The sequence below is a fragment of the Flavobacterium pallidum genome (assembly GCF_003097535.1).
Taxonomy (GTDB): Bacteria; Bacteroidota; Bacteroidia; order Flavobacteriales; family Flavobacteriaceae; genus Flavobacterium; species Flavobacterium pallidum.
This window is the reverse complement of the sequence record NZ_CP029187.1, coordinates 2307771-2333042: the sequence shown is the minus strand read 5'-3', so window position 1 is coordinate 2333042 and position 25272 is coordinate 2307771. Positions and strand designations below refer to the sequence as shown.

Sequence of the window (25272 nt, the reverse complement as noted above, 5' to 3'; positions counted from 1 at the left end):
TCATGCCAATTTACAAACGCGATAGGCAAAAAGATAGCGGCGATAACGGGAAATGTCTGCCAAAAAAATAAAAAAAATGTCACAAAAGAAATTAAAAATAGGATTATTCGGATTTGGCTGCGTCGGATTCGGACTATATGAAGTATTGCAGAAAACGCCGGGATTGAAAGCGGATATCCGGAAAATATGTGTGAAGAACACTGATAAAGAACGCGAAATCGATCCCTCGAATTTTACGTTTGATAAAAATGACCTCTTAAACGATGACGAAATCAATGTGATTGTGGAGTTGATCGACGATGCGGATGCGGCTTTTGAAATCGTTTCCTCCGCCTTGAAGAAAGGCAAGGCGGTGGTGTCGGCCAATAAGAAAATGATTGCGGAACACTTTACCGAATTGCTGGAACTGCAGCGTGAATATGGTGTGCCCTTGTTGTACGAAGCTGCGTGTTGTGCGAGTTTGCCCATAATCCGCAACCTTGAGGAATATTACGACAATGATTTGCTTGAATCGATTGAAGGGATTGTGAACGGCTCTACGAATTACATCCTGACAAAGACTTTTGCAGAAAACCTGAGCTATGAAGCCGCTTTGCTCGAGGCGCAGCAAAAAGGTTTCGCAGAGAGCAACCCCATCCTTGACACCGGCGGATTTGATGCGAAATACAAATTGCAGATTTTACTGGCGCATGCTTTTGGATTCATTGCCAAACCCGAAGCGCTGTTCAACATCGGGATTGACAGGATCGGTAAACTGGAGCTGAAATATGCTAAGGAAAAAGGATTGAAAATCAAACTCATTGCCAAAGCTTTCAAAAACACTGATGGTACTGTTTCAGCGTTTGTGCTGCCAAAATTTGTGCATCCCGAAAACAGGCTTTTCAGCGTAGACGATGTATTTAATGGCGTGGTGACGAAAACGAGTTTTGCTGACGAGCAGTTTTTCGTAGGCAAAGGCGCGGGTGCCCATCCGACGGCTTCTGCGGTATTGTCTGACATTTCCGCTTTGGGTTATGACTACAAATATGAGTATAAAAAAATAGGCCAGCAGCAGGGTTTGACACTTACTGACAATATCGAACTCGATGTGCTGCTGAGGCATGAAAAACCCGCTGCGGAAGCATTGCGGCAGGAATTCACAAGCGTAAATGAGTCTTATTTAAATGGTGAAAGCGGGTATATTACCGGGAAAATCTCGTTTGGGAAACTCAAAGCGCTTCATAACGAAAATGAAGAAAGGTCGTTTGTGTTGATTTAGGAATGACTTTAAGACTTTTAAGACTGTAAGACTTTAAGATAAGTTGCATTAATCAATAGATAATCAACGTTCGTCTTGATCTCTTACAATCTTATTGTCTTATAATCTTATTGTCTTATAATCCATTCAAGAAATCACTCCCGAGCCAAGCAGTTCCTCGCCGTCATACCAGGCCACAAACTGCCCTTCGGTTATAGCGGATTGGGGCTCTTCAAACGACACGTACATCCCGTGTTCGAACTGGTGCAAAGTCGCTTTCTGCAATGGCTGGCGGTAACGGATACGTGCCATGGTCTGCAGTGTCTCGCCTGGTTTTAAAGTGAGGTCTTCGCGGATCCAATGCACTTCAGGCTGGTTTACGAAGAGTGCTTTTTTGAACAAGCCGGGATGTTCGCTCCCGAGTCCGGTGTAGACAATGTTGCGTTCGACATCAGTAGCGATGATGAACAAGGGTTCGGTGGTCCCTCCTACGCCAAGTCCCTTGCGCTGGCCGTTTGTAAAATAATGGGCACCCTGGTGCTTGCCGACGACTTTTCCTGTTGCGTCTGCAAATGGCAATGAAGCGGCTTCAAACGCAAGTAATTCCGATTCGGAACTGGTGTCAGGTTTCGGGATGGAAAAGATGGGATCGTTTTTATCAACCTGGATGATCAGTCCTTCCTTGGGCTGGAGTTTCTGCTGCAAAAATTCGGGTAAACGTACTTTCCCAATGAAACAAAGCCCTTGCGAATCTCTTTTTTCAGCAGTGACAAGGTCCATTTCTGCAGCTATTTTACGCACTTCGGGTTTCGTGAGTTCCCCAATCGGGAATAAGGCCTTTGCCAGTTGCTCCTGTGAAAGCTGGCATAAGAAATACGATTGGTCCTTATTGTTATCGACTCCGGAAAGGAGTTGGTATACGGTTTTGCCACCGACTTCGGTTTCGCCTTTTCGGCAGTAATGACCTGTTGCGACATAATCGGCACCGAGGCTCAGGGCAATTTTCATGAAGACATCGAACTTGATTTCGCGGTTGCAGAGCACGTCAGGATTTGGTGTGCGCCCTTTTTCATATTCGGAGAACATGTAATCGACGATCTTTTCCTTGTATTGTTCGCTGAGATCAACCGTCTGGAACGGGATTCCGAGTTTTTCGGCGACCAGTAGCGCGTCGTTGCTATCTTCGAGCCACGGGCATTCGTTTGAGATCGTTACCGAATCATCATGCCAGTTTTTCATAAACAAGCCAATCACTTCATAACCCTGCTGCTGCAGCAAATAAGCTGCAACACTGGAATCCACACCTCCTGAAAGACCGACGACTACTCTTTTCATAACCATAAATTGTGGTGCAAATTTAAGGAATTATTCTGCGGGAATGACATTTGCCACTATTGCTTAAAATTATAATGCCGTAAATCAAACTGATGCTTCCCACCGCGTGAGGGATAGAAACGGTATCCTTTTTCCAATCCTGCAAGGTTAGAAAAAGATACAAGTGGATAGCCCGACCCGCAGGGGCACGCCATCAATAATTTTAAATTTATGGATGTGATGCAATATTTTAATAATACACCTTAATCATCACCTCACTAGCGACGGTATTCACTGACACTACTTCGTAATGGAACTCCTCAATGTCCATTTTTTCCCTGATGGTCTTACGGACATGTTTGTCCTCCGGACTGAAGCCTTTTTCATACGGCACAATCAATTCGCAATTGTTGCTGAACTTCGATATCTTATCGAAAACGATCAGCGATGCCGCGATATAAAACAGAAGGATGGCCGATTGGAATAAAATCAATATCTCATATTTTTCGACCGGATACATCACATCGAGGATCGAGAGCGTCAGGGACGTGAAAAGAAAGATGATGCCATTGATGGTAAACGCCTTCGCACGGAAACGCAGTACGGAAAAAATTGCAAACAGGCCAAACCCTATCCCGACACCGATATCTATTTTAGTGAAAAGATAGCAGAGCGAGAACGTGCAAAGCCCTACGATCATGTACAGCGGATGGATGGTTTCGGCCTTGTTCCTGTTTGAAAAGAAATACAGTATCAATACAGAAGCGACCAATAAGGTAAACCGGCCGCCTAATTCGAGTATGCTCATAGTATGGAAATTACAATCGTAAAGCTATGTAAATTCCGCAGATACCTGGTTATACTTTATTCTTGCTTTTTTACGGTTTTAGCGAATTTCACCCTTTCCGGGAATTTTTTCTTCTCCTTCAGCTTGCCGTCTTTGTAGAACTCCCACATGCCTTTTTTCTCGCCTTTCACAAAGGGGCCTTTAGATACGATGACACCGGCTCCGTCGCGGAAAATGGCCACTCCGTCGTATTTGCCGTTTTTGAAATTCGATTCTTCGAGTACGGCTCCTTTTTCGGTGTATTTTTTATAGCTGCCATTCTTTACGCCGTCTTTGTATGTGGTTTCTTCGGCAATGATTCCTCCCGGAAAAAACACTTTACGGACCCCATTCAGCTTGCCGTTGGTGTAAAACTCCTGTGTGATCAGCTCCTTGGATTCTTCGAGATAATACTTCCATTCGCCTTCGTTGAGCTTGTTGACGGTTTTGCCTTCGCTCACTACGAAACCTTTACGGTCTAAAAGCGTGGTATAGGCCACTTTGCCGTTTTCGCTGAAAACACGTGTTGCGATAACGGTTCCGGATTTGGTGTCATCAAAATATTTAAACGTCCCGGTTTCAACGCCGTGTTCAAAAGTACCTTCATAACGCGGCCGCTTGGATTCTTCATAAATGCCTTTCCAAAGTCCGTGTTTCTTGCCATTTGCATCTGTTTTATTGATATCGGCCTGCGCCAAAGCAGAGCAGCCGATAAGCAGGAAGAAGAAATATTTCATTTGTGATTTCATATAGGCGTAAAACTTATTTTTTGCAAAATTAGTATATCTTAAGTTGGAAAAGTCAGTAAAAGACCGAAAGTCCGAAAGCAGTTATCACTTACGGACTTTCGGACTTTCGGTCTTCCTGACTTTAAAACTATTTTTTTTTAGCTTTCTCTGCTTCTGCCTGTTCCATCATTTCCTGGAGCTTGCGTTGGAAACCGCCTTGTTTTTTTGGCTCTTTCAGTTTGTTTTGCTGAATCTGTGCGTGTATTTTATCGTTATCCACAATATAATTCTTGATCACAAGCATAATCCCGATCGTAATCAGGTTAGAGATAAAGTAATACAAACTGAGTCCTGATGCGTAGTTGTTGAAAAAAATAAGCATCATCAATGGCGAGATGTAAATCATCACTTTCATGATCTTGCCCATATCCGGCATCCCTTCCTGTTGCGGTGCGGATGCCTGCTGGTCTCCCGTCGTCATTTTCATATAGAAGAAAATGGCAATCGAAGCCAGTATCGGGAACAGGCTGATGTGGTTTCCGTACAATGGGATAAAGAACGGCAATTTATATACCGAGTCGAATGACGATAAATCCGTGGCCCATAAAAATCCTTCCTGCCTTAAGCTCAGCGCCGATGGGAAGAACTGGAATAAGGCGTAGAATACCGGCATCTGCAGCAGCGCAGGGATACAGCCCGCCATAGGATTCACGCCTGCCTTGTTGTAAAGCTTCATGGTTTCCTGTTGCTTTTTCATCGGGTCTTTTTTGAACTTCTCGTTCAATTCGGCGATTTCCGGGCGCAGCACTTTCATTTTCGCCTGTGACAGGAACGACTTGTAGGTTACCGGCGACATCAGCAGTTTGATCAGGATCGTAAAGAAGATGATGGCCAACCCTTGTGACATGATCAGACTCAGCACATCATACGCCGGGATAAAAAGGTAGCGGTTAATCCATCCGAAGATTCCCCACCCCAGCGGAACGATCTTTTCGATGTTTCGGTCGTAATGCTTCAGGGTTTTGTAATCGGTCGGGCCGTAATACCAGTTCATTTTGTGGTTCAGTTCCCCATTTTCGAAAGCCAGCGGCACCGTAGCACGGAATTGCTTTGTGAAAACGCTGTCCACTTTTTCATCGTGTACGAGATTATCTGAATACAATTCTGCTTTAGCGAAAGGCTTGTCTGTCAATAATATCGACGTAAAGAAGTGCTGCTTGAAAGCGATGTACGATACTTTTTCGACCGTTTCGGTTTTATCTTTCCCCTGACCGAGGTAATCGTTTTTATCCCCTTCATATTCGTACCTTAAATCGGCGTAACGCGACTCATACGTAGCGCTTTTTTCGTTGCGGTAGCTTTTCAGGCTCCATTCCAGATCGGCTGGCTTTGTGGTGTTCAGCACTTTATTCAGCCCTTGTGAACGCACGCTGAAGTCAAGCATATAATCATTTGGCTTCAACACATACTGGTATTCCAGGAAGGCATCGGCTCCGGCTTTCAGTCGCATGGTCAGGATTTGGTTTTCGCCTGATTTCGTAACCACTGGCTCGAAGTACATGTTTTTAGTATCTATAACGCGGTTGTCCTGAGTTTGCATTTTAATGTTCAGGCCAGCATTGTTATCCTTGATCAGTTCCACGAGGTTACCAGAACCTTTTTTGATTTTTTCGTAACCTTTCAACTTGGCATCCACAATGTAACCACCTTTATTGGCAATGGTCAGGCTGACGAGCTTGTTCTCGATGGTCGTAAAGTTTTCCTTAGCGGATGGCAAGGTGGCAGAATAAGCAAAATCGCCTAATGTACCCCTGAGTTTTGCGAGCTGTGCAGAATCACCTGCCGTGGAATCCGTAGGCATTGCTGCAATTACTTTAGTCGGTGGGGTTTTCTTTGCTGTTTCAGCCGCTTTGGCTTCCTGTTCCTTTTTTGCTTTTGCGGCCTGCTCCTCTTTGGTGAGTTGCTTAGGCATCATCATCCACATGAATACTGCAAAAATCAATACGAAACCCAATATCGATTTTACGTCTAACTTCTTTTCTTCCATTTTTGTTTTATAGCCTGTGCTATGCGTGTTTATAAATTACTTTTGTTTTGCTTTTACGGTGGCTGCTACAAAATGCACAAATAGGGGGTGCGGATTGGCAACGGTACTTTTATATTCTGGATGGTATTGCACCCCGATGAAAAACGGGTGTTTCGCAATTTCCACGATCTCCACAAGGCCTGTTTCAGGATTGATTCCGGAAGGCTGCAAACCGGCTGATGCTAATCTTTCGAGATAATCCCCATTGAACTCATACCGGTGGCGGTGGCGCTCCATAATGCTGCTTTGACCATAAATGGTTTTGGCCAGCGAGTTATCGGTGATATCACATTTCCAGGCACCGAGGCGCATCGTGCCGCCTTTGTCGGTGATGGATTTCTGCTCTTCCATCAGGTCGATTACGGGATGGGCAGTGCCTACGTTCATTTCAGTAGAGTTGGCATCCTTCAACCCGAGTACATTCCTTGAATATTCGATAACCGCCATCTGCATGCCAAGGCAGATACCGAAAAACGGGATGTTATTTTCACGGGCATAACGTACGGCTTCAATCTTGCCTTCGATGCCTCTTTCACCGAATCCTGGCGCTACGACGATACCGTCGAGGCCTTCGAATTTTTCGGCTACATTATGCTCATCGATGTATTCAGAGTGTACTGAAACAACATTGACTTTAGTCTCATTTGCCGCGCCGGCGTGAATGAACGCTTCAAGGATCGATTTGTAAGAATCCTGCAATTCTACGTATTTCCCGATCAGGCCGATGTTGACGACATGCTTTGGGTTTTTCAGCCTTTGAAGGAAAACCGTCCAGTTTTTGAGGTCCGGCGTGTTTTTCTGCGGAAGCGATAATTTTTTCAGTGCGACCACATCCAGCCCTTCCTCGAGCATGAGGTTTGGCACTTCATAAATGGTAGAGGCATCGATGGATTGTATGACCGCTTCTCTTTTGACGTTGCAGAACAGCGCGAGTTTTTGGCGCAGTTCGTCAGAAAGTTCGTGCTCTGTACGGCAAACGAGGATGTCGGCTTTGATCCCGCTTTCCATTAAGGTCTTCACGGAATGCTGGGTCGGTTTTGTTTTCAATTCGCCCGCAGCGGCGAGGAATGGCACTAAAGTGAGGTGGATTACGATTCCGTTGCCTTCGCCGAGTTCCCACACAAGCTGGCGCACGGATTCGATGTAAGGCAACGACTCGATATCACCGACGGTTCCGCCGATTTCAGTGATGACAATATCGAAATCGCCTGAATTCCCGAGCAATTGCATGCGTTCCTTGATTTCGTTAGTGATGTGTGGCACCACCTGTACGGTTTTACCCAGGAACTCACCCCTTCTCTCTTTTTCGATAACAGAAAGGTAAACCCTTCCGGTCGTGACGTTATTTGCCTGTGAGGTCGGTACATTCAGGAAACGCTCATAATGGCCCAGGTCAAGGTCAGTTTCAGCGCCGTCATCGGTGACGAAACATTCGCCGTGTTCATAAGGGTTAAGCGTTCCCGGATCGACATTGATGTATGGATCGAATTTCTGGATCGTAGTCCTGTAACCCCTTGCCTGCAATAGTTTTGCCAACGAAGCCGCGATAATCCCTTTTCCCAAAGAAGATGTCACGCCGCCAGTAACAAAAATATATTTTACCTGATTCATTATGTAGTTGTTTGTTGTGTTGTTGCTGCTGTTTAAAAAACGTGGCAAAAGTAGGGAATTAATTAGACTATTTGGCAAATCGGCGGTTAGAAAATTATGTTGGAATATTGAAAAAAACAGCCCATCCGGAAATGATATCCTCAAGATGAATTGCCTGTCCCGTATACAATAAAACCAGTTTTTGTATAACTTTATCCGGCGGATGGCATGTTATTAAAAATCAAGCCAATAAATTTATATGGATACAAAAGAACAAATCCAGGAGTACATCAACAGCCAGCCCGAAGCAAAACGCAGCGACATGCAGGCATTGCACCACCTCATCCTGCAAATAAGGCTTGGATGCAAATTATGGTTTCTTGATGGCAAGAACAGTGAGGGCAAAATTGTTTCCAATCCAAATATCGGGTATGGGCATTACACGATACAATATGCCGATGGAACGTCCAGGGAATTTTACCAGATTGGTTTAAACGCAAACACTACAGGCATTTCCGTTTACATTATGGGCATTGATGATAAGAAGTATTTAGCAGAAAACTTTGGGCAAACACTGGGAAAAGCAAGCGTGACCGGTTATTGCATCAAATTCAAAAAACTCGCCGACATCAATATTGACATCCTTGAGACAGCCATACGATTTGGATTTAATGCAACATAAATATAGGCTAATTTTCAACAAAATAATGAAAACAACGACTAACCAATTTACAGACACCATCCAAAAAGCATACAAGGCGTTTAATGAAAGGAATATCGACAATGCGCTGTCCACCATGCAGCCGGACATCCAATGGTCTAAAGCCTGGGAGGCGGTTATATTTCAGGGCACGAGGAAATTAAAGACTACTGGACAAGGCAATGGACTGAAATAAATCCAAACGTAGCGCCCGTCGGATTTACCGAAAGAGACAATGGAAGCCTTGAGGTGAAAGTACATCAAAACGTAAAAGACCTGCAGGGCAACGTGTTGTTCGATGGCGTTGTGAAACACATTTATACCTTTGAGGACGGACTTTTAAAAACTATGGATATTGAACTGGCTGATGGTAATTGATCAGCCGGTTCAATAAAGTTAGATTATTTCCGCTCCCCAATCTGCTGCCTCCACATTGCATAATAAAGCCCTTTTTCATCCAGCAGGTCCTGGTGCCTTCCCTGCTCTATGATATTGCCCTGCTCGAGGACATAAATCCTGTCGGCGTGCATGATTGTTGAAAGTCGGTGTGCAATCAATACCGTGATCTGGTCGCGTTTTGAAGAAATGTCCCTGATCGTCTGCGTGATTTCCTCTTCGGTGATCGAATCCAGTGCCGATGTGGCCTCGTCAAACAGCAATAACCTCGGATGGCGCAGTAAGGCACGCGCAATCGAAAGCCTTTGTTTTTCACCACCTGAAACTTTAATACCGCCTTCACCGATGGTGGTGTTAATCCCCTTCTCTGCCCTTTTCAACAGATTATGGCAGGCGGATTTGTGCAATACGTCGTACAATTCCTCATCGGTAGCGTCCGGTTTTACAAACAATAAATTGTCTTTGATTGTGCCTGAAAACAACTGTGCATCCTGCGTTACGAATCCCAGTTGCTGCCTTAATTCGTTCAGGTCGATATCATTCGCATCTTTTTCATTGTAAAAAACAGCGCCTTCATTGGGTTTGTACAAGCCCACGAGCAATTTCACCAAAGTGGTTTTCCCGCTTCCTGAGGGACCTACAAATGCGATCGTTTCGCCGGCTTTGGCTTCAAAAGATATGTTTTTTACGGCAGGGGTCTGCGCGCTTAAATGCTTAAATGAAATATCCGAAAACCGCAGGTGGCTGATCAATCCCATGGTTTTCGGGTGGGCCGGCGTGGCCTCGCTCGCAGAAGTCATCAGCTTGTTGAAATTTTCCATAGAAGCATTCGTCTCATTATACACTGCAATCACATTGCCCAATTCCTGCAGTGGATTGAACAAAAAGAAGGAGAAGAACATCAGTGTGATCAGGTCGCCCGGTTTAATAATCCCGTTGAAGATGAAAAGATACAGTGCAAAAACAAGGCAAGTCCGCATGAAATGCACCGTTGTCCCCTGGAAGAAGCTCAGCGAGCGGATGTAGCGCACTTTCTTCAATTCCAATCCGAGGATTTTCGTGGTGGTAGAATTCAGCCGGTTGACTTCCTGCTGCGTCAGTCCAAGGCTTTTAACAAGTTCGATATTGCGCAGCGATTCCGTAGTGGCTCCTGCCAAAGCCGTGGTTTCGCCTAAAATTTCGCGTGAGACTTTCTTGATTTTCTTCCCTAAAAATGAACTGATGAAAGCAATGACGGGAACGGTAGCCAGGAATAATGGGCCGAGCAGCCAATGGATGCTGATCGCGTACACAACCACAAACACAATCCCGACGACGGACTGGAAAATCAACGAGATGGATAGTGTGATGAACTTCTCACAGTCCGTGCGGACTTTTTGCAGTTTGCCCAGCGTTTCGCCACTTCTTTGGTCTTCAAAATCCTGGAACGGGAGCTGCAGGGCTTTCTGGATCCCGTCAGTATACATCTGGGCACCAGTCCTCTGGATGATGATGTTGGTAAAATAATCCTGGAAATTTTTGGCAATCCTGGATATCATGGCGGCCCCGACAGATAGTGCTAGCCAGCCCAAAACCACTTTCATGAAAGAATTCATATTGTGGTTGAAATTGGCCACGCCCACGCCACATTCGTTCATCAGCTTACCGATGATGATGGAGTCGCATAGCGAGAAACACTGGTTTATTGCGGCAAGGAAGAGCGCCAGGAACAATAAGGATTTATGGGTTTTGATATAAGAGAAAAGTATTTTCATAATGGCTTGTAAAATTTTGAGCGCAAAATTAAGTGTTATAAACTCCGCTTTGTAAGTATTAACATTCTTTTTATTTATGCAGATATTTTCTCAGCAAATGGATGCCGTAATTCTTTAAACCGGAAGCTGAAAATTTAAAACTTAATCGTAAATTTCCAAGGTACAAATACGATTATGAGATACACCTTATCAAATACCATTGAAAAGCCATTGGCAGAAGTAGTCAGAAGATTCCAGGATCCTGAAGGCGTAAAACACTGGATGGAGGGTTTGCAGAAAATCGAACCCCAGTCGGGCACGCCTGGCGAAGTTGGTGCCAAAACTGATTTTTATTTCTTACACAGGAATAAGGAAATGAAGATTTCAGAAACGATCCTTGAACAAAACATGCCACACCAGATGAAGTTCGCTTACAGGAGCCCGATGGGTTATAATGAAGTTGAAATGGTTTTCGAAAAAATTTCAGACCACAGTGTCAAACAAACCAGCAACAGTTATTTCCAGTTTAAAGGATTGATGAAAATCATGGCTTTTTTATTTACGCCGATGTTTAAGAAACAATCCATGAAATATATGACTGCGTTTAAAAATTACGTTGAAAAACATAGCTAACATGAAAAAAGAACTTTCCGCAAACGACCGCAACGCATTAATCGATATACTGAAAGCACGATTCGATAAAAATACAAACCGCCATAAAAATATTGACTGGAATGATGTCGAGGCCAGGCTTAACGCCAATCCCAACAAATTATGGTCGCTCAGTGAAATGGAAAACACCGGAGGTGAACCTGATGTAATCGGTCAGGATGAAACCGGCGCTTATATTTTCTGCGATTGCGCCGTGGAAAGCCCGAAAGGCCGCCGCAGTGTCTGTTATGACCGTAAAGCGCTGGATGCCCGCAAAGAAAACAAACCCAGAGACAGCGCATTGGATATGGCAGCCGCTATGGGGATCGAAATTTTGACTGAAACGCAATACCGCGAATTGCAGCAACACGAAACTTTCGACTTAAAGACTTCGAGCTGGGTCAAGACTCCTGAGAATGTCAGGAAACTGGGAGGTGCATTGTTTTGTGACCGTCGTTATGACACAGTGTTTTTATACCACAATGGCGCAGATTCTTATTATGCCGCCAGAGGATTCAGGGCGATATTAGTGGTGTAAGCAATGTTTCGGGCAGCCAAATTTCAAATGCAGTTCCCTGGCCTGGATTGCTGGCAACGGTAATCGTTCCGCCATGGTTTTCGACCACGCGTTTGCAAAGCGCCAACCCGATTCCGGTACCCTGCGTCTTATCATGCAGCCTGTGGAACATACGGAAAATCTTGTCAGTGTGCTCAGGATTAAAACCGCGTCCGTTATCTTTTACGGTAATTTTCATAAAACCCTGCTTTCCTGAATGGGCCGCATTTAGGTATATGATATCAATTACAGGATGGTCATCATTAAATTTTATTCCGTTGTTGATGAGATTGGAAAACAACTGGTGCATCTGTATCGGTACAGCATTGATTATTGGTAATGCGCCACGATTGATAATTCCTTGCTTATCTGCCAGCATGATTTCAAAATCGGTTTCAATATTTGCCAATACTGCATTGAGGTCGACCTCAGCCTTCAATGCTATGCTATCAGTTACCTGTGAATAGTTCAGCACTGCCTTAATCAGGTTCGACATGCGTTCTGTAGCCGAATTTATTTTAGAGATATATGCGGCAACAGTTTCCTTATTGTCTATATTTCTGTGAAGCAGATCGATAAAAAGCATGATTTTCCGAAGGGGCTCCTGTAAGTCATGCGAAGCGACATAGGCATATTCTTCCAATTGTTTGTTTTGCATCAGGATCAGGTCGTCCGACTGCTTTTTGTAAGTCAGGTCGCGTGTAACTTTCGAAAAACCGGTAATATTCCCTTCATCATCATGCAATGCGGTAATGACAATACTCCCCCAGAAATGGGTACCGTCTTTTCGCAGACGCCAGCCTTCGTGCGTAGCCTTATTATTCGCCACAGCCTCAGCCAAAAGCTGTTCAGGCAATTGCCGTTCCCTGTCTTCAGGACGGTAGAAACTCCTGAAGTTCCTCCCGATAATCTCACTTTCCGTATATCCTTTAATATTTTCAGCGCCCTTATTCCAGTTCATAATGTTGCCATCGGTGTCCAGGAGTATGATCGCATAATCCTCGACTTCGGCAATCATCCTGTGATAGCGTTCTTCGCTGAGCCTGAGCATCTCGTTATGATGCTGCAGGGCTATGGCATGCTTTTCAAGGTTGTCTTCCGCATTTTTTCGTTCTGTAAGATCCCGGGTCACTTTTGAATAACCTATGACCTTATTATCGCTATCATGCAGGGCTGTAATGACCACCGATCCCCAAAAAGTGCTCCCATCTTTTTTTACCCGGAAGCCTTCATGCGCTGCCCGTCCGTTATCAAAAGCCTGCTGTAATAAGGATTCCGGCAATTGTCGCTTTCGGTCTTCGTCTGAATAAAACACGCGGAAATTCTTTCCAATGATTTCTTCCGGTGCATAACCTTTTATATTTTGCGCACCTGGATTCCAGTTCAGTATAGTCCCATCACAGTCCAGCAGCAAAAGGGCATAATCCTGAACTTCAGAAACCATCTTATGATAAAGACCTTCTGTTGCCTGTAGTACAGTATCAGTCTTTTCGTTTTTGTCAGAATTTTGCATTAATACTTAAATTTTAAAGTGCGATAAAGTTAATTGAAATGATCTGATTAAAAATAGCTATATATATCAACTTTAAGCCAAATGTTATAATTACACACAGTCATTTTATATAATTTTAGACTTTTTACACATTCCAAAGCGCCTGTCTTTAGCGCAGCATCTGCAATTAAATCGTATTTTCGTTAAAAAACACAAAGTGGTCAGGAAGAAGATAAAACGCGGATTCCGTATATCAAGATACGTGATTTACAGAGAAACGCTGGTTGATGGCAGGGAGCATTTCTGGTCCTTCCTTGGTGCATTTTTTGGTATAGGGCTCATTGCTTTTTTACAAGGTTTTATGCTTTCTAAAGCTGAAAACGTATTCCTAATCGGGTCATTCGGGGCATCGGGCGTATTGATTTATGGTGCGATCCAGAGTCCACTCGCACAACCCCGGAATCTGATCGGCGGGCATGTGATTTCTGCACTTATTGGCGTGACCGTCTACAAGCTCGTCCCTGACATCATTTGGTTGAATGCGCCGCTTGCCGTGGCGTTTTCCATCGTTGGGATGCAGGTCACCAAAACGCTGCACCCGCCGGGTGGGGCAACGGCACTGATAGCCGTAATCGGTTCGGAGAAAATCAAGGCGCTGGGTTATATTTATGTATTATCGCCTGTACTGACGGGCTGCCTGATTTTGTTTTCAGTAGCCATGCTTTTCAACAACATCACAGCACACCGCCGGTATCCGGCAAATCAAAAATTTGCAAGGCATATCCGAAGGATATTTTTTAACGACGATTCACCGGATGGTTAAACTGTTCAGATCAGTCTGTTTTAAATAGTGTATTCCTCGCTGGTGCTTTAGGCCACCTCGCTAATTTTCCGCTGGTTTTTACTGACCATATAAATAAAAGACACCATCCGCGAAGGATAACATTTTTTTTCACGTCTAATGCATTAAACCAAAACCAACAAAGATGCATTACAGACTCCTCCTCCCCGCTTTTATCTTATTAAGCCTTTGCTCATGCAGTAAAGATGAAGACAGTGAATATGTTCCCGTCGATCCCTATGCCGGTATTACGGCCGCTTTCGGCAACAACATTGACCCCGACAACCTCAGCAACTATGCAGCCCAGACTATTCCTGCCTATATTACCAGGGACAATACTCAGGCAAATCCCATTACCGATAAAGGGGCAACGCTGGGGCGTGTCTTGTTTTATGACAAAAAGCTTTCGGCGAATAATACGGTTGCCTGTGCCAGCTGCCATATACAGGCAAATGCTTTCGGGGATTCGAACACGGCCAGTAACGGCATTAACGGTGGTACAACCAGGCACGCCATGCGCCTTGTGAATTCTAGGTTTTCCGTGGAGCGTAAATTTTTCTGGGATGAAAGGGCTGCTACTTTGGAATTCCAGACCACACAACCGATACAAAACCATATTGAAATGGGATTCAGCGGTACTGCCGGGGATGAGAATTTGAACGCCTTGCTGTCAAAACTACAGCAGGTTGGGTATTACCAGGAATTGTTCACGTTTGTTTATGGCGATGCAACCATCACTGAAGCGCGCATCCAGAATGCCCTGGCACAATTTATAAGGAGCATACAGTCATTTGATTCCAAATTTGATGCAGGAAGGGCAACTGCTGCAAATGACGGACAGCCATTTACCAATTTCACGATGCAGGAAAACCAGGGCAAGAACCTGTTTCTCGCGCCACCCCAATTCAATCCCGTTGGTGTGAGGACAGGCGGCGGACTCGGATGTGCAGGTTGTCATGCTGCGCCGGAGTTTGACATTGCACCGAATAGTGGAAATAATGGCATTATTGGTACTTTAGGCAATGCTTCGGTGTTGGACCTTACAAATACCAGGGCGCCATCGTTACGCAATTTACTGAAACCGAACGGCACTGCAAATGGACCGTTCATGCACACAGGCGAGTTTGCAACACTGGAAGAAGTCATCGCACATTACAACCTGATCGAACTCAATCCCGCCAATACGAACCTTGATCCGAAACTGCGCCCGGGTGGTATGGCGCAAAACCTCAACATTACCGCACAGGAAAAGGATGCGCTTATCTCCTTCCTGAAAACACTGACTGGCAGTGATGTGTATACAAACGCAAAGTGGTCGAACCCTTTTAATTAGCAGCAGTTTTTAAGTCTCAGTATGCAGTGGCATTAATGCTTAATCTACTGCTTACTGCGATTGCCTACTGAGACTTTATAAATCCGTGGGCTTGTATGTATAAAAAAAAGCTGGAAACCTTCGTTGATGACGAAGTAATTTACACCGTCAAAAGTCGTAACGCCTTCCATTTGCCGGAAACGCCTTCTGATTTTTATTTTCCTGCCAGGTTTTGAAAAGAAATCTGTGCCGTTTGTTTCAGGAAAAACCAATAAAAAAGGTCTTAATACCATGTTGTAACCAGACAATACCAACTGTTTTGTATTTTCTTCATAAGAAGCGCCCGTAACTAAAATCCTTGTTTTAAGTGTATAACGATAATTCGCAGTCCATTTTCCTGGCACTTTCGGAAGCGTAAATAGTCGTGTGCGATGGCCGCGTTTCCATTCTTTGGTAAAAAGGCAAATGCTGTCACCGACTATGGCCATTGCCTCACAATCGAAGTTGATTTTATCCTTTTTATTACCCGTGATGGTTTCCGGCCAGGCAAAGGAAATAGTGTCAATCGATGGTATTTTTTGCAACAGCGATTCCTTCCGGATGCGGTAAATCTGGAGTGTGTCGACCCGGTGCGCATTATTCCCAAAATTCCCCAGATAGAAATAAGTCTTGTCCTGGCCCAAATCTTCCCAATCCCGATTCTCCAAAGGCAGGTCATAGGTTTGAATAATATTTCCGCTGGCAGTATCCAATGCAAAAAGCCGTGCGTTTCCACTATCGTTATGTGCCCAGAATTTTCCCTCCCAGGCGACAAGCCCTGAACCTTCATTGAGTTCATTTTGCAGTAAAATCGCTTTTGAAGGTTTTATACAGGAACGCTTCAGTTTTGGCTTGCAAAGAACCTCAGCCGGTTGTGCGTATGCCATACACCCGAAAAAAAACAACACAAGGAATCTCATTTCAAACGCCTTTAATGTATTCAAGTATTTCATTGGCGTCAAGGCTGAAATGAGGTTCGGCGAATTGTAAGGCATTCCTTGGCATAAAAGGCATATCGGCCGTTTCCGGGTTTTGAACAATGGTAGTTCCGCCCAATTCCTTTATGGCTTTAAGTCCGGCGGTACCGTCCGCATTAGCACCGGATAACAGGATTCCGGTAAGTGCATCACCGTAAGCATCTGCTGCCGATTCAAAAGCGAGGTCGATGCTTGGCCTGCTGTAATTCACTTTCTCAGAAATATCAAGCGAAAGCGTGCCGTTCTTTTCAAAAAGCAAATGGTAATCGGACGGGCAAATGTAAATGGCGCCGGGAAGCAAAGGCGTTTTATCTTCAATTTCCACTACTGGAATCATGGTTTTCAGGGCAATGAGCTCTTCAAGCGTATTGTCTTCAGAGTTTTTGCGGTGCAAAACAATCGCAATTGCAAAATCAGGGATAATGGCAATGCGTGGCAAAATCTTCAGCAACACCTCAAGGCTGCCCGCCGAGCCGCCCATAACGACTACTTTGGTACGGATTATTTGAGTTTCTTCCATATTTTTTCCTTTCTCAATTGCTCAAAAAGCGGTTGTACGTTGGAATACTTAATGGTTTCTTTTGTGCCTAAGACAAGATAACCCAACTTCGCAAGGCTGTCATCGAAAAGATGCAGCGCCCTGTCCTGCAATTCTTTATCAAAGTAAATCATGACGTTGCGGCATAAAATCATATCAAACTCATTGAATGAACTGTCCGAAACAAGATTGTGCTGCGAAAACACCATCTTATCTGAAAATTCTTCGCTGAATTTCGCACGATCATAATTCGCTATATAATAATCGGAAAAATCCTTGATACCGCCGGAAGCGATGTAATTTTCAGAATATTGTTTCATCATACGCAACGGGAAAATGCCTTTTTTGGCATTCGAAAGTGCCGAAGGATTCAGGTCGGTGGCATAAAGCAGTGACTTTTTAAGCAGGTTCGCTTCTTTCAGCAAGATCGCCATGGAAAACACCTCTTCGCCTGTAGAGCAGCCAGCATGCCAGATCCGGATGAAGGGTTTTGTTGCCAATACCGGAAGGATTTCGTCACGAAGGATTTTATAAACGTGTGGATCTCGGAACATTTCGGTGACATTGACGGTAATTTCCTCGACCATATGCTTGAAAAATTCAGGATCGGTGCGCATTTTGGATAGCAACTTGTGGAAATCAGTTAAACCATCCATTTGCGCAAGGCGCTCAATACGGCGTTTGAATGATGCGCGCGAATATCCTCCGAAATCAAATCCGTAATATTCATGTGCATCATTGATCAGCACTTCGATTTCGCTGTCGCTTAACATGGGCGGCTGTTTATAATTTATCGAGTACCTGAAGTAATTTGTCTATGTCTACCGGCTTTGAAATGTACTCGTCGGCACCGGCATTCAGGCTTTTTTCCCTGTCACCAAGCATCGCCTGCGCCGTCACTGAGATAATCGGCGTTTTGGCATGTGACGGGATTTTCCTGATTTGCGGAATGGCTTCATAACCGTCCATTTCAGGCATCATCATATCCATTAAAATGAAATCAATTTTCCCGTCGGTTTTCAGCATTTCCAAAGCTTCGAGGGCGCTTTGGCACGAAACACAGTCATAAGACCTTGACTTCAGCACGGCGGTCAATGCAAAAATATTGCGCGCATCATCATCAACAATAAGAATCTTTTTTTTATCCATTGCGCTATTTTCTATTGTTTATCGTAAAGCCAGACCCTAAGTAACGAAAGCAACTGGTCGACATCGACAGGTTTTGTGATATAATCGGAAGCACCGGCATTGATGCACTTTTCGCGGTCGCCCATCATGGCTTTGGCAGTTACCGCGATCACAGGGAGGTTTTTGAACCTTTTATTTTCACGTATGCGCTGCGCCGTTTCATAGCCGTCCATATTGGGCATCATCATGTCAAGCAACACGACATCGACCGCTGGATTTTCCTCCAGTATCTTCAGCGCTTCTTTACCGTCTATGGCCGTTACGACTTTCATTTGCAGGATTTCAAGCGCTTTGGTCAATGAATAGATATTGCGTACATCGTCATCCACGACAAGCACGGTTTTATTGCTGAGTACATTATTCAGAAGCTGGAATTGCCTGTTTTTGTGGGTACTATCTGCTTTCTTCTCTTCCATCAGATGCAGGAAAAGTGATACTTCGTCAATCATCCTTTGGTAAGAATGGGCCGTTTTCACCACAATGGAATCGGCATATTTCTTAATCTTGAGTTCCTCCTGCATTGAAAGGCTTTTGCCTGTAAATACAATAATCGGAAGGTTTTCCAGTCCGGGATTTTCCTTGACTTTTTCCAAGATATCATAAGCCTGGCGGTCCGGGATCCCCATATCAAGGATTACGCAATTTACATCCGGTTTTTTGAGTGCGACAACGCCTTCGGACACTTCGCTTTTGATTTCAGAACTGATGTTATGGGTTTCCAGAAAGAAAGCCAACGCTTTGGCGTGTTTTGAATTGTCTTCAATGATGAGCACCTTTTGTGCATCACGGTTTACAATCTGTTCAATTTTCTTAAAGATTTCCGGCATCTGCTCATAAGCAACAGGTTTATCCAGGAAATTGATGGCTCCTTTCAGCAAGCTTTCCTGGCGTAATTTATGCGATGACATGATGTGCACAGGAATCGGGCGCGTCTGCGGATTGCTTTTCAGCTCTTCCATCACTTCCCAGCCGCTCTTTATCGGCAGCTGGATGTCGAGTAGGATTCCCACCGGATTGTAGGTTAGCGCCATGTTTAATGCATAATCCCCTCTTACGCTTACAATGCCCTTATAACCACGTTTCCTCGTATAATCAAGTAATGATTTGGCAAAATTGGTATCATCTTCCACGATCAGGATGGTTTTATCACTCGCGGAAATATCATCACGGTCGTCAGGGACATCTTCCGGGATTACTGGCACGACATAAGGATCTATGGTTTCCGGAGATTGCTTTGCTTCCATTTCTTTTTTAGGTTCTGAAACAGGCTCCTGAATCAGTTGCCCGGGAGCTGAAATCGAAATGGGAATGCAGAGCGTAAATTCGCTGCCTTCGCTCATAGCGCTTTTCAAGGACAATTCACCGCGCAATAATTTAGCCAGTTCCCTGCTGATGGAAAGCCCTAAACCAGTCCCCCCGTATTTGCGTTTGGTCGAACCATCTGCTTGATGGAAGGCTTCAAATACCAGCGGTTGCTGGGTTGGCGAAATTCCGATACCGGTATCCTTCACCAGGAAACATACCCGTTTATCATTTTTAGGGTCTTTGTGTATGTCTAGTGTCACCGAACCTTTCGAAGTGAACTTGATGCCATTTGAAATCAGGTTTTTCAATATCTGCTCGAGTCGCATCTTATCGGTTTTGATGACCAATGGCGCGTTGCTGGTTTCAATCTTGAACTCGATTCCTTTTTCTTTAGCAATAACCGAAAACAGGTTTTTAAGGCTTTCCGCAATTTCCTGGACCGGAATGTCTAGGATTTCGAGTTCCATCTTTCCTGCTTCGATTTTCGAAAGGTCAAGGATCTCATCAATCAAGCCTAAAAGTCCGTTTCCGGAACTTTGAATCACTTTCGCAAATTCGATCTGCTCAGCGCTCATGTTCTGTTCATTATTTTCGGAAAGCAATCGGCTCAGCAGTAAAATGGAATTTAACGGTGTCCGTAACTCGTGCGACATATTCGCTAAAAACTCCGATTTGTATCGTGTGGATAACTCCAATGCCTCGGATTTCTTCTGGATTTCAGTATTCTGCTCTTCCAGTAAGACACTTCTTTCTGCAAGCTCTTCATTGGTTTGCTGCAGCTCTTCCTGTTGTACCTTCAGCTCTTCTTCTGAGGCCTGTAATTTTTCAGTCTGCGTTTCCAACTCGGCGTTGATGCTTTCCAATTCACCATGCTGCACGCTCAGTTCTTCGGTTTGCGCCTGCGTTTCCTCGAGCAGTTCCTGCACGCGTTTTCGGCCCAAAGCCCCTTTGATGGCAAGGGCTATGTAGTAAGAAGCATCCGTAAGGAAATTGAGTTCCAAAGCAGTAAATTCCCTTACAGAAGCGAGTTCCATGGCACCTTCCGTATTGGATTCGATTAATGGAATGGCAACGATATGGGCCGGTTTGATTTCGCCTAAAGCATAAGAAATGCTGATATCTTCCGTTTCAGGTAACTTCAGTTCGAGCATCTTCCTTGACTTTGCAGCCTGCCCTATCAGGGATTCGCCAAGCTGTATACGTTCACGTTCCCTGGAAGGAATGTAGCTGTAGCCTGATACCAATTGCAATTCTTCCCCTTGTAGCAGGTAAATCACACCGGCATTGCTTTTGGTATATGCTGCAATGAATTCAATAATTTCTTTGGTCAGCTGCTCTATACTCTTCTCGCCGAGCATGACGTTGCTAAGCTGTGCCATGCCTGTTTGCAGCCACTCTTTTTCGGTGAGCAGATTGAATGACCTGTTCAGCGAAACCGCCATATTGTTCAGCGAGCCGGCCACGCTGCCCAAAGCATCGCTTTCTGTATCGTTGACGCGGATTTCATAATTCCCGTCTGAAATTTGTTCGGCGATACCGCTGATGACACGGATCCGGTTTGCGGTTTCAATTTCATTCCTTTGGAGTTCCATCTGCAGCATTTGCCTTTGCCTGAAATCCTTCAGCATCCTCATGAAAAAGACGATGGTGATAATCAAAGCCGTCAAAGCGGCCAATACAATTAAAACGAGGCTGTAATTGCCGTTCTTAGCAGACTGCTCCACCCTGATTTTCAACAGTCGCTGCTCTTCTGTTTCCATCGCACGAAGCGAGGCGCGAAGTCCATCGAGCAACGCTTTTCCTTTTGTCAGGTTTTCTTCCGTGGCGACGTAGCCTGCAGCTTTTGCTTTGACACGCACTTTGAGGTAATCGTAAAATATTTTGCTTTTAAACTCAAGCTCAGCCAGGTTCTTTTGCTGTGCGAAGTTATCCGACGTGAGCCTTCTCAACGTATTGTAACAAATTTGAGCGCGACCCTCTGCACCTTCGTAAGCTTCCAAAAGGGTGGTCTTTCCGGTAATCAGGAAACCACGGACGCTGTTTTGCGCTTCAATCGTGATATTATGGCCCTGGTTGATGTTGTAAATGACTTCGTTGGTGTGGTTCACCATCGCATTGCTGTCGAGCAGTTTCTTGATACTTAGGAATGAGGCTGTCGAACTGATCAGAAGGATCAATAGTGAAATCCCTGAACTGACAATTAAATTTCTTTTAAAATTGCTTTGCATAGGCTATTATTTTGGGAGAATAATAATGAATTCGGCTCCGCTGCCTTCTGTGCTTCGGGCGGTAATCAGGCCGTTGTGTTTTTCGATGATTTTTTTGGCTATGGCCAAACCGATGCCGGTGCCTTCATAAGCATCGCGGTGGTGCAGTCTTTGGAAGATGGTAAAAATCTTGCCTACATAATTTTCGTCAAAACCGATGCCATTATCCTTTACTGAAATCCTGTAGAAATTGCCATTTTCATTCATACGGGAAGTGCATTCTTTTTCGGTTACGCATTCCGAAGTGATTGTAATTACAGGCGGGACGTCAGGTTTTGAAAATTTAAGAGAATTCCCGATCAGGTTTTGCATCACCTGCCTTAGTTGGCTTTGGATGGCATCGATCGTTGGTAAGGTATTTTCAATAATTATCGTACCGCCTTTCTGTTCAATAAGGTATTCAAGGTCGGAAAGGACTTCGCCCACCACTTCATTCAGGTCGGTTTTCTCAGGAACGGCAGATGACGATAACCTTGAATAATCAAGCAAATCTTCAATCAGTTTGGTCATCCTTGCCGACGATGCCAGTGCGCGCTCGATGGTTTCATGCGCTTTGGCCTCATCGATAAGGTAACGGTCCTTAATCAGCCTGACGAAGATTTCAATTTTGCGGATGGGCTCCTTTAAATCGTGCGAAACTACCCAGGCAAATTGCTGTAATTCATGGTTGCGGAATTCAAGCTCATCGTTTTTCGCCTGCAGTTCCCTGGTGCGCTCCAGGACTTTTTCTTCGAGGTTTTCCTGTGCTTCCTTCCGGATTTCAATTTCTTTGGATAAGAGGTTGTGCAGTCCTTTAAGTTCCTGCTGCTGCTGGTATAATTTGAGGAATGTCTTTACCTTTAATATCAACAAATCCGCATCGACAGGTTTTGTGACATAATCGACACCACCGGTGTGGTAGCCTTTGGAAATATATTTTTTCTCTTTATTGATGGCCGAAAGGAAAATAATTGGAATGTCTTTTGTACGGTTGCTGCCCGAAAGCGCTTCCGCTACTTCGAAACCATCCATTCCCGGCATCTGCACATCGAGGATAATCAGCGAATAATCCTTTTTAAGAGTCTTCTTTAACGCTTCTTCACCTGAATCGGCGGAGTCAGATTCAAGTTGGTGCAGTTCCAGGATTTTTTTGAGCGGGATAATATTTTCCCGTTTATCGTCTACAATTAATATCATATATATGTCGGGCACAAAAGCCCTTTCTTAGCGCAGGACAATTCGTTATGCCCAACATGACACACCAGCATTTACTGATAGTCCAAAATGTAATACATATGGAATTGCAGCTTTCAGGAATGGCCCCTGGGAAAGAGCTGATCTGTGTTCAGATCTATTCCGTTTGAAAAGATTGTTATTGGTACCCAAATGTATGAAAAAAACTATTCTTTTTGATATGTGCCCGGAAAAAATAAATATTTAAAAGTCGGCCTTTAAGCCCATGCAAAAATATCACTGTTTCTCCGTAAGGTATTTCCAGTAGCGTTTTGGGACGTGTTGCAGGTGGAGTTTCATATTTTTGCGCGCGGGAATGTTTGTGCTTTTAAAATAGTCCTGCCATAAAACGGAATACAGGTTTTCTTTATCATGCAAAAGCCCGTTTTCTGAAGCTTTACGGATTTCAGGAACATATTCCATCCTGATTTCTGAAACGGAATTCAGATCATAATACAATCCATAATGCCGCCTGAGGTCATAAATGATCCAGGGCTGGTCTGCATAACGGTTTTTGAAGAAATTGCTGATCAGCGGCAACACATTGAAGTCTGGCTCGACTGGCGCGTAAAATATCCCATCGGTAGTTTCCTGAAAGCGGATAAAAGCTTTCATGCGATGCTTTTCACGGTTCACGCTGCGGTCCATTTTTGAAATGGCCATCACCGAAGGATGCCCATAATTTTGCTCAGCTCCTTTCGGGTTGTCAAAGATATATCTGCAGAAATCAAACAAATGCTGCACCATTTCAGGCGATTCAGAAAGGTATGATTTGTAAAAGCGGAGCTGCCAGTCCGGGCTGATTTTCTTTTTCAGCCCATTCCAAACCCTGTTCGCTTTTTCTTCATTGCTGATGATTTCAACATATTCTTCCAATAAGCCAGGTTGGTAATGGGATTCAGATACGACTCTGACAGCAACGGGCCTGGTTTCATAAAATTCAAAAACACCCGTTAGCAATCCTTCAAGGCTGCCATCAAAAACAAAAACCGTCATTAGAAAAGCGTAAGTTGGTTTTGAGGGATCTTTAAATATTTGCTGTTGCTTTCCGCGAGGATTCTTTGTTTTACGACAAAACCATCGGGTTCATTCAATTGAAAAATGCTGTCTGCACAACGGATGAAATACCGGGCACGGTTGTATGCAATGCCCATTTGCCTGAGCTGATCGGAACGCAATCTGCCGAATTTCCTCGCCATTACGATTTTTTTTGCCGATCCCACCCCAATTCCCGGTACACGCAGAATCATTTGATAATCGGCTGTGTTGATGTCGATGGGGAAAGATTCCATATTACGCAACGCCCAGCTTAATTTCGGGTCGATATCCACATCAAGATGCGGATTTTTCTCGTTTAGGATTTCTTGTACGTCAAAGCCATAAAAACGCATCAGCCAATCCGTCTGGTAGAGTCGGTTTTCACGTAAAAGCGGTGGTTGGCTACCGATCACTGGCATCCTTGTATCATAACTAATCGGGATGTAACCCGAGTAATACACGCGCTTTAGATCATAATTTTTATAATACTCATTGGCGCTGTACATGATTTCCATGTCGGTTTCAGGTGTGGCGCCGATGACCATTTGCGTACTTTGCCCGGCAGGTACAAACTTTGGTGTGCTGCGGATCAGTTTTTTTTCATCCTTCAGCGCTATGATGCTGTCTTTGATAAAACCCAATGGCTTCTTTACATCGTCATGTGATTTATCGGGTGCCAGTAATTTGAGCCCGGATTCAGTAGGCATTTCGAGGTTTATGCTCATACGATCGGCGTACAGGCCCGCTTCTGTCAACAATTCCTGACTTGCGCCGGGAATGGTTTTCAGGTGAATGTAGCCGTTAAAATTGTTTTCAAGCCGGAGCTTTTTGGCAATACGCACCAAACGTTCCATGGTATAATCGGCATTTTTAAAAATTCCGGAACTCAGGAACAAACCTTCTATGTAATTGCGCCTGTAAAAGCTCATAGTCAGTTCGACAACTTCATCCACAGTGAAAGCGGCGCGTTTTACATCGTTGCTTTTTCTGGAAACACAAAACGCACAATCGAAAATACAATGGTTTGTCAGCAGGATTTTAAGCAGGGAGACACAGCGTCCGTCTTCGGTGTATGTATGGCAAATTCCTGAGCTGCTCGCATCGCCTAAACCTTTGTTTGTGTTTTTACGATTGCTTCCGCTGGAAGAGCACGATACGTCATATTTTGCGGCGTCGGCCAGGATTTGCAGTTTTTCACGGATTCGTTCAGACATGTGGATGGAATAAGTAATTTGAGGATCGGATT

The 25272-nt window shown here is 44.4% G+C and carries 23 protein-coding genes; 8 read left to right on the top strand and 15 right to left on the bottom strand.

What is annotated here, in order from left to right; genetic code table 11:
• The first annotated feature begins 76 nt into the window (after window positions 1-76).
• Window positions 77-1258, top strand: coding sequence for a homoserine dehydrogenase (locus HYN49_RS09535; protein WP_108903896.1), 1182 nt, complete (start codon window positions 77-79; stop codon window positions 1256-1258).
• A gap of 126 nt (window positions 1259-1384) precedes the next feature.
• On the opposite strand, the gene mnmA is transcribed toward HYN49_RS09535, so the two are convergent.
• From mnmA to HYN49_RS09510, 5 genes are all read right to left on the bottom strand, one after another.
• The gene (mnmA, locus tag HYN49_RS09530) at window positions 1385-2572 is read right to left on the bottom strand and encodes a tRNA 2-thiouridine(34) synthase MnmA (RefSeq protein WP_108903895.1); all 1188 of its coding nucleotides are present in this window, start codon (window positions 2570-2572) and stop codon (window positions 1385-1387) included.
• 229 nt (window positions 2573-2801) lie between these two features.
• The gene (locus tag HYN49_RS09525) at window positions 2802-3359 is read right to left on the bottom strand and encodes a DUF4956 domain-containing protein (protein ID WP_108903894.1); all 558 of its coding nucleotides are present in this window, start codon (window positions 3357-3359) and stop codon (window positions 2802-2804) included.
• A gap of 56 nt (window positions 3360-3415) precedes the next feature.
• The gene (locus HYN49_RS09520) at window positions 3416-4126 is read right to left on the bottom strand and encodes a toxin-antitoxin system YwqK family antitoxin (RefSeq protein WP_245892159.1); all 711 of its coding nucleotides are present in this window, start codon (window positions 4124-4126) and stop codon (window positions 3416-3418) included.
• 127 nt (window positions 4127-4253) lie between these two features.
• Window positions 4254-6152 (bottom strand): membrane protein insertase YidC, encoded by a 1899-nt coding sequence (gene yidC, locus HYN49_RS09515; RefSeq protein ID WP_108903893.1) that lies wholly within the window; start codon window positions 6150-6152, stop codon window positions 4254-4256.
• A 36-nt stretch (window positions 6153-6188) separates the two neighbouring features.
• The gene (locus tag HYN49_RS09510) at window positions 6189-7802 is read right to left on the bottom strand and encodes a CTP synthase (RefSeq protein WP_108903892.1); all 1614 of its coding nucleotides are present in this window, start codon (window positions 7800-7802) and stop codon (window positions 6189-6191) included.
• A 238-nt stretch (window positions 7803-8040) separates the two neighbouring features.
• On the opposite strand from HYN49_RS09510, the gene HYN49_RS09505 reads away from it, so the two are divergent.
• The 3 genes from HYN49_RS09505 to HYN49_RS15260 are packed head-to-tail and all read left to right on the top strand — an operon-like array spanning window position 8041 to window position 8859.
• Window positions 8041-8463, top strand: coding sequence for a DUF1801 domain-containing protein (locus HYN49_RS09505; protein WP_108903891.1), 423 nt, complete (start codon window positions 8041-8043; stop codon window positions 8461-8463).
• A 25-nt stretch (window positions 8464-8488) separates the two neighbouring features.
• Window positions 8489-8677 (top strand): hypothetical protein, encoded by a 189-nt coding sequence (locus HYN49_RS15245; protein WP_245892158.1) that lies wholly within the window; start codon window positions 8489-8491, stop codon window positions 8675-8677.
• Window positions 8678-8730: 53 nt separating this feature from the next.
• Entirely contained in the window at window positions 8731-8859 is a 129-nt protein-coding gene (locus tag HYN49_RS15260; protein WP_262497617.1) for a hypothetical protein, read from the top strand.
• Between the two features lie 23 nt (window positions 8860-8882).
• Here the strand turns inward: HYN49_RS15260 and HYN49_RS09495 are convergent, their stop codons facing one another.
• On the bottom strand, window positions 8883-10631 hold the full coding sequence (locus HYN49_RS09495; protein ID WP_108903890.1) for an ABC transporter ATP-binding protein: 1749 nt from the start codon (window positions 10629-10631) through the stop codon (window positions 8883-8885).
• Between the two features lie 174 nt (window positions 10632-10805).
• Between HYN49_RS09495 and HYN49_RS09490 the strand changes: the two genes are divergently transcribed.
• Together HYN49_RS09490 and HYN49_RS09485 are read left to right on the top strand one after the other, a co-directional pair.
• On the top strand, window positions 10806-11243 hold the full coding sequence (locus HYN49_RS09490) for an SRPBCC family protein (RefSeq protein ID WP_108903889.1): 438 nt from the start codon (window positions 10806-10808) through the stop codon (window positions 11241-11243).
• A 1-nt stretch (window position 11244) separates the two neighbouring features.
• Window positions 11245-11799, top strand: a complete 555-nt coding sequence (locus tag HYN49_RS09485; protein ID WP_108903888.1) for a DUF4256 domain-containing protein — start codon at window positions 11245-11247, stop codon at window positions 11797-11799.
• On the opposite strand, the gene HYN49_RS09480 is transcribed toward HYN49_RS09485, so the two are convergent.
• A complete protein-coding gene (locus tag HYN49_RS09480) occupies window positions 11777-13330 on the bottom strand; it encodes a sensor histidine kinase (protein ID WP_108903887.1) in 1554 nt (517 codons plus the stop codon). The genes HYN49_RS09485 and HYN49_RS09480 overlap by 23 nt on opposite strands.
• A 241-nt stretch (window positions 13331-13571) precedes the next feature.
• Here HYN49_RS09480 and HYN49_RS09475 point away from each other — a divergent pair, with 241 nt between their 5' ends.
• Both HYN49_RS09475 and HYN49_RS09470 read left to right on the top strand, forming a co-directional pair.
• Window positions 13572-14132, top strand: a complete 561-nt coding sequence (locus tag HYN49_RS09475) for an HPP family protein (protein ID WP_394336393.1) — start codon at window positions 13572-13574, stop codon at window positions 14130-14132.
• Window positions 14133-14295: 163 nt separating this feature from the next.
• Complete coding sequence (locus tag HYN49_RS09470) at window positions 14296-15483, top strand: cytochrome-c peroxidase (protein WP_108903885.1); 1188 nt, start codon at window positions 14296-14298, stop codon at window positions 15481-15483.
• A 44-nt stretch (window positions 15484-15527) separates the two neighbouring features.
• Here HYN49_RS09470 and HYN49_RS09465 read toward each other — a convergent pair whose 3' ends face one another.
• The 8 genes from HYN49_RS09465 to HYN49_RS09430 all read right to left on the bottom strand — a co-directional run bounded on the left by HYN49_RS09465 (window position 15528) and on the right by HYN49_RS09430 (window position 25240).
• The gene (locus HYN49_RS09465) at window positions 15528-16388 is read right to left on the bottom strand and encodes a T9SS C-terminal target domain-containing protein (protein WP_146185081.1); all 861 of its coding nucleotides are present in this window, start codon (window positions 16386-16388) and stop codon (window positions 15528-15530) included.
• Window positions 16389-16422: 34 nt separating this feature from the next.
• The gene (locus HYN49_RS09460) at window positions 16423-16998 is read right to left on the bottom strand and encodes a chemotaxis protein CheB (protein WP_108903883.1); all 576 of its coding nucleotides are present in this window, start codon (window positions 16996-16998) and stop codon (window positions 16423-16425) included.
• A complete protein-coding gene (locus HYN49_RS09455) occupies window positions 16980-17789 on the bottom strand; it encodes a CheR family methyltransferase (protein ID WP_108903882.1) in 810 nt (269 codons plus the stop codon). The genes HYN49_RS09460 and HYN49_RS09455 overlap by 19 nt, the downstream gene beginning before the upstream one ends.
• Window positions 17790-17799: 10 nt before the next feature.
• Complete coding sequence (locus HYN49_RS09450; protein ID WP_108903881.1) at window positions 17800-18165, bottom strand: response regulator; 366 nt, start codon at window positions 18163-18165, stop codon at window positions 17800-17802.
• A gap of 11 nt (window positions 18166-18176) precedes the next feature.
• Window positions 18177-21737 carry a response regulator gene (locus HYN49_RS09445; protein ID WP_108903880.1) on the bottom strand — a complete coding sequence of 1187 codons (3561 nt, stop codon included), beginning with the start codon at window positions 21735-21737 and terminating at the stop codon, window positions 18177-18179.
• A gap of 6 nt (window positions 21738-21743) precedes the next feature.
• Window positions 21744-22952, bottom strand: coding sequence for a hybrid sensor histidine kinase/response regulator (locus HYN49_RS09440; RefSeq protein WP_108903879.1), 1209 nt, complete (start codon window positions 22950-22952; stop codon window positions 21744-21746).
• A 273-nt stretch (window positions 22953-23225) separates the two neighbouring features.
• Window positions 23226-23984: a TIGR03915 family putative DNA repair protein gene (locus tag HYN49_RS09435; protein ID WP_108903878.1), complete on the bottom strand. Its 759-nt coding sequence runs from the start codon at window positions 23982-23984 to the stop codon at window positions 23226-23228.
• On the bottom strand, window positions 23984-25240 hold the full coding sequence (locus HYN49_RS09430; protein ID WP_108903877.1) for a putative DNA modification/repair radical SAM protein: 1257 nt from the start codon (window positions 25238-25240) through the stop codon (window positions 23984-23986). Before HYN49_RS09430 ends, HYN49_RS09435 begins: the two co-directional genes overlap by 1 nt.
• Window positions 25241-25272: the final 32 nt, after the last annotated feature.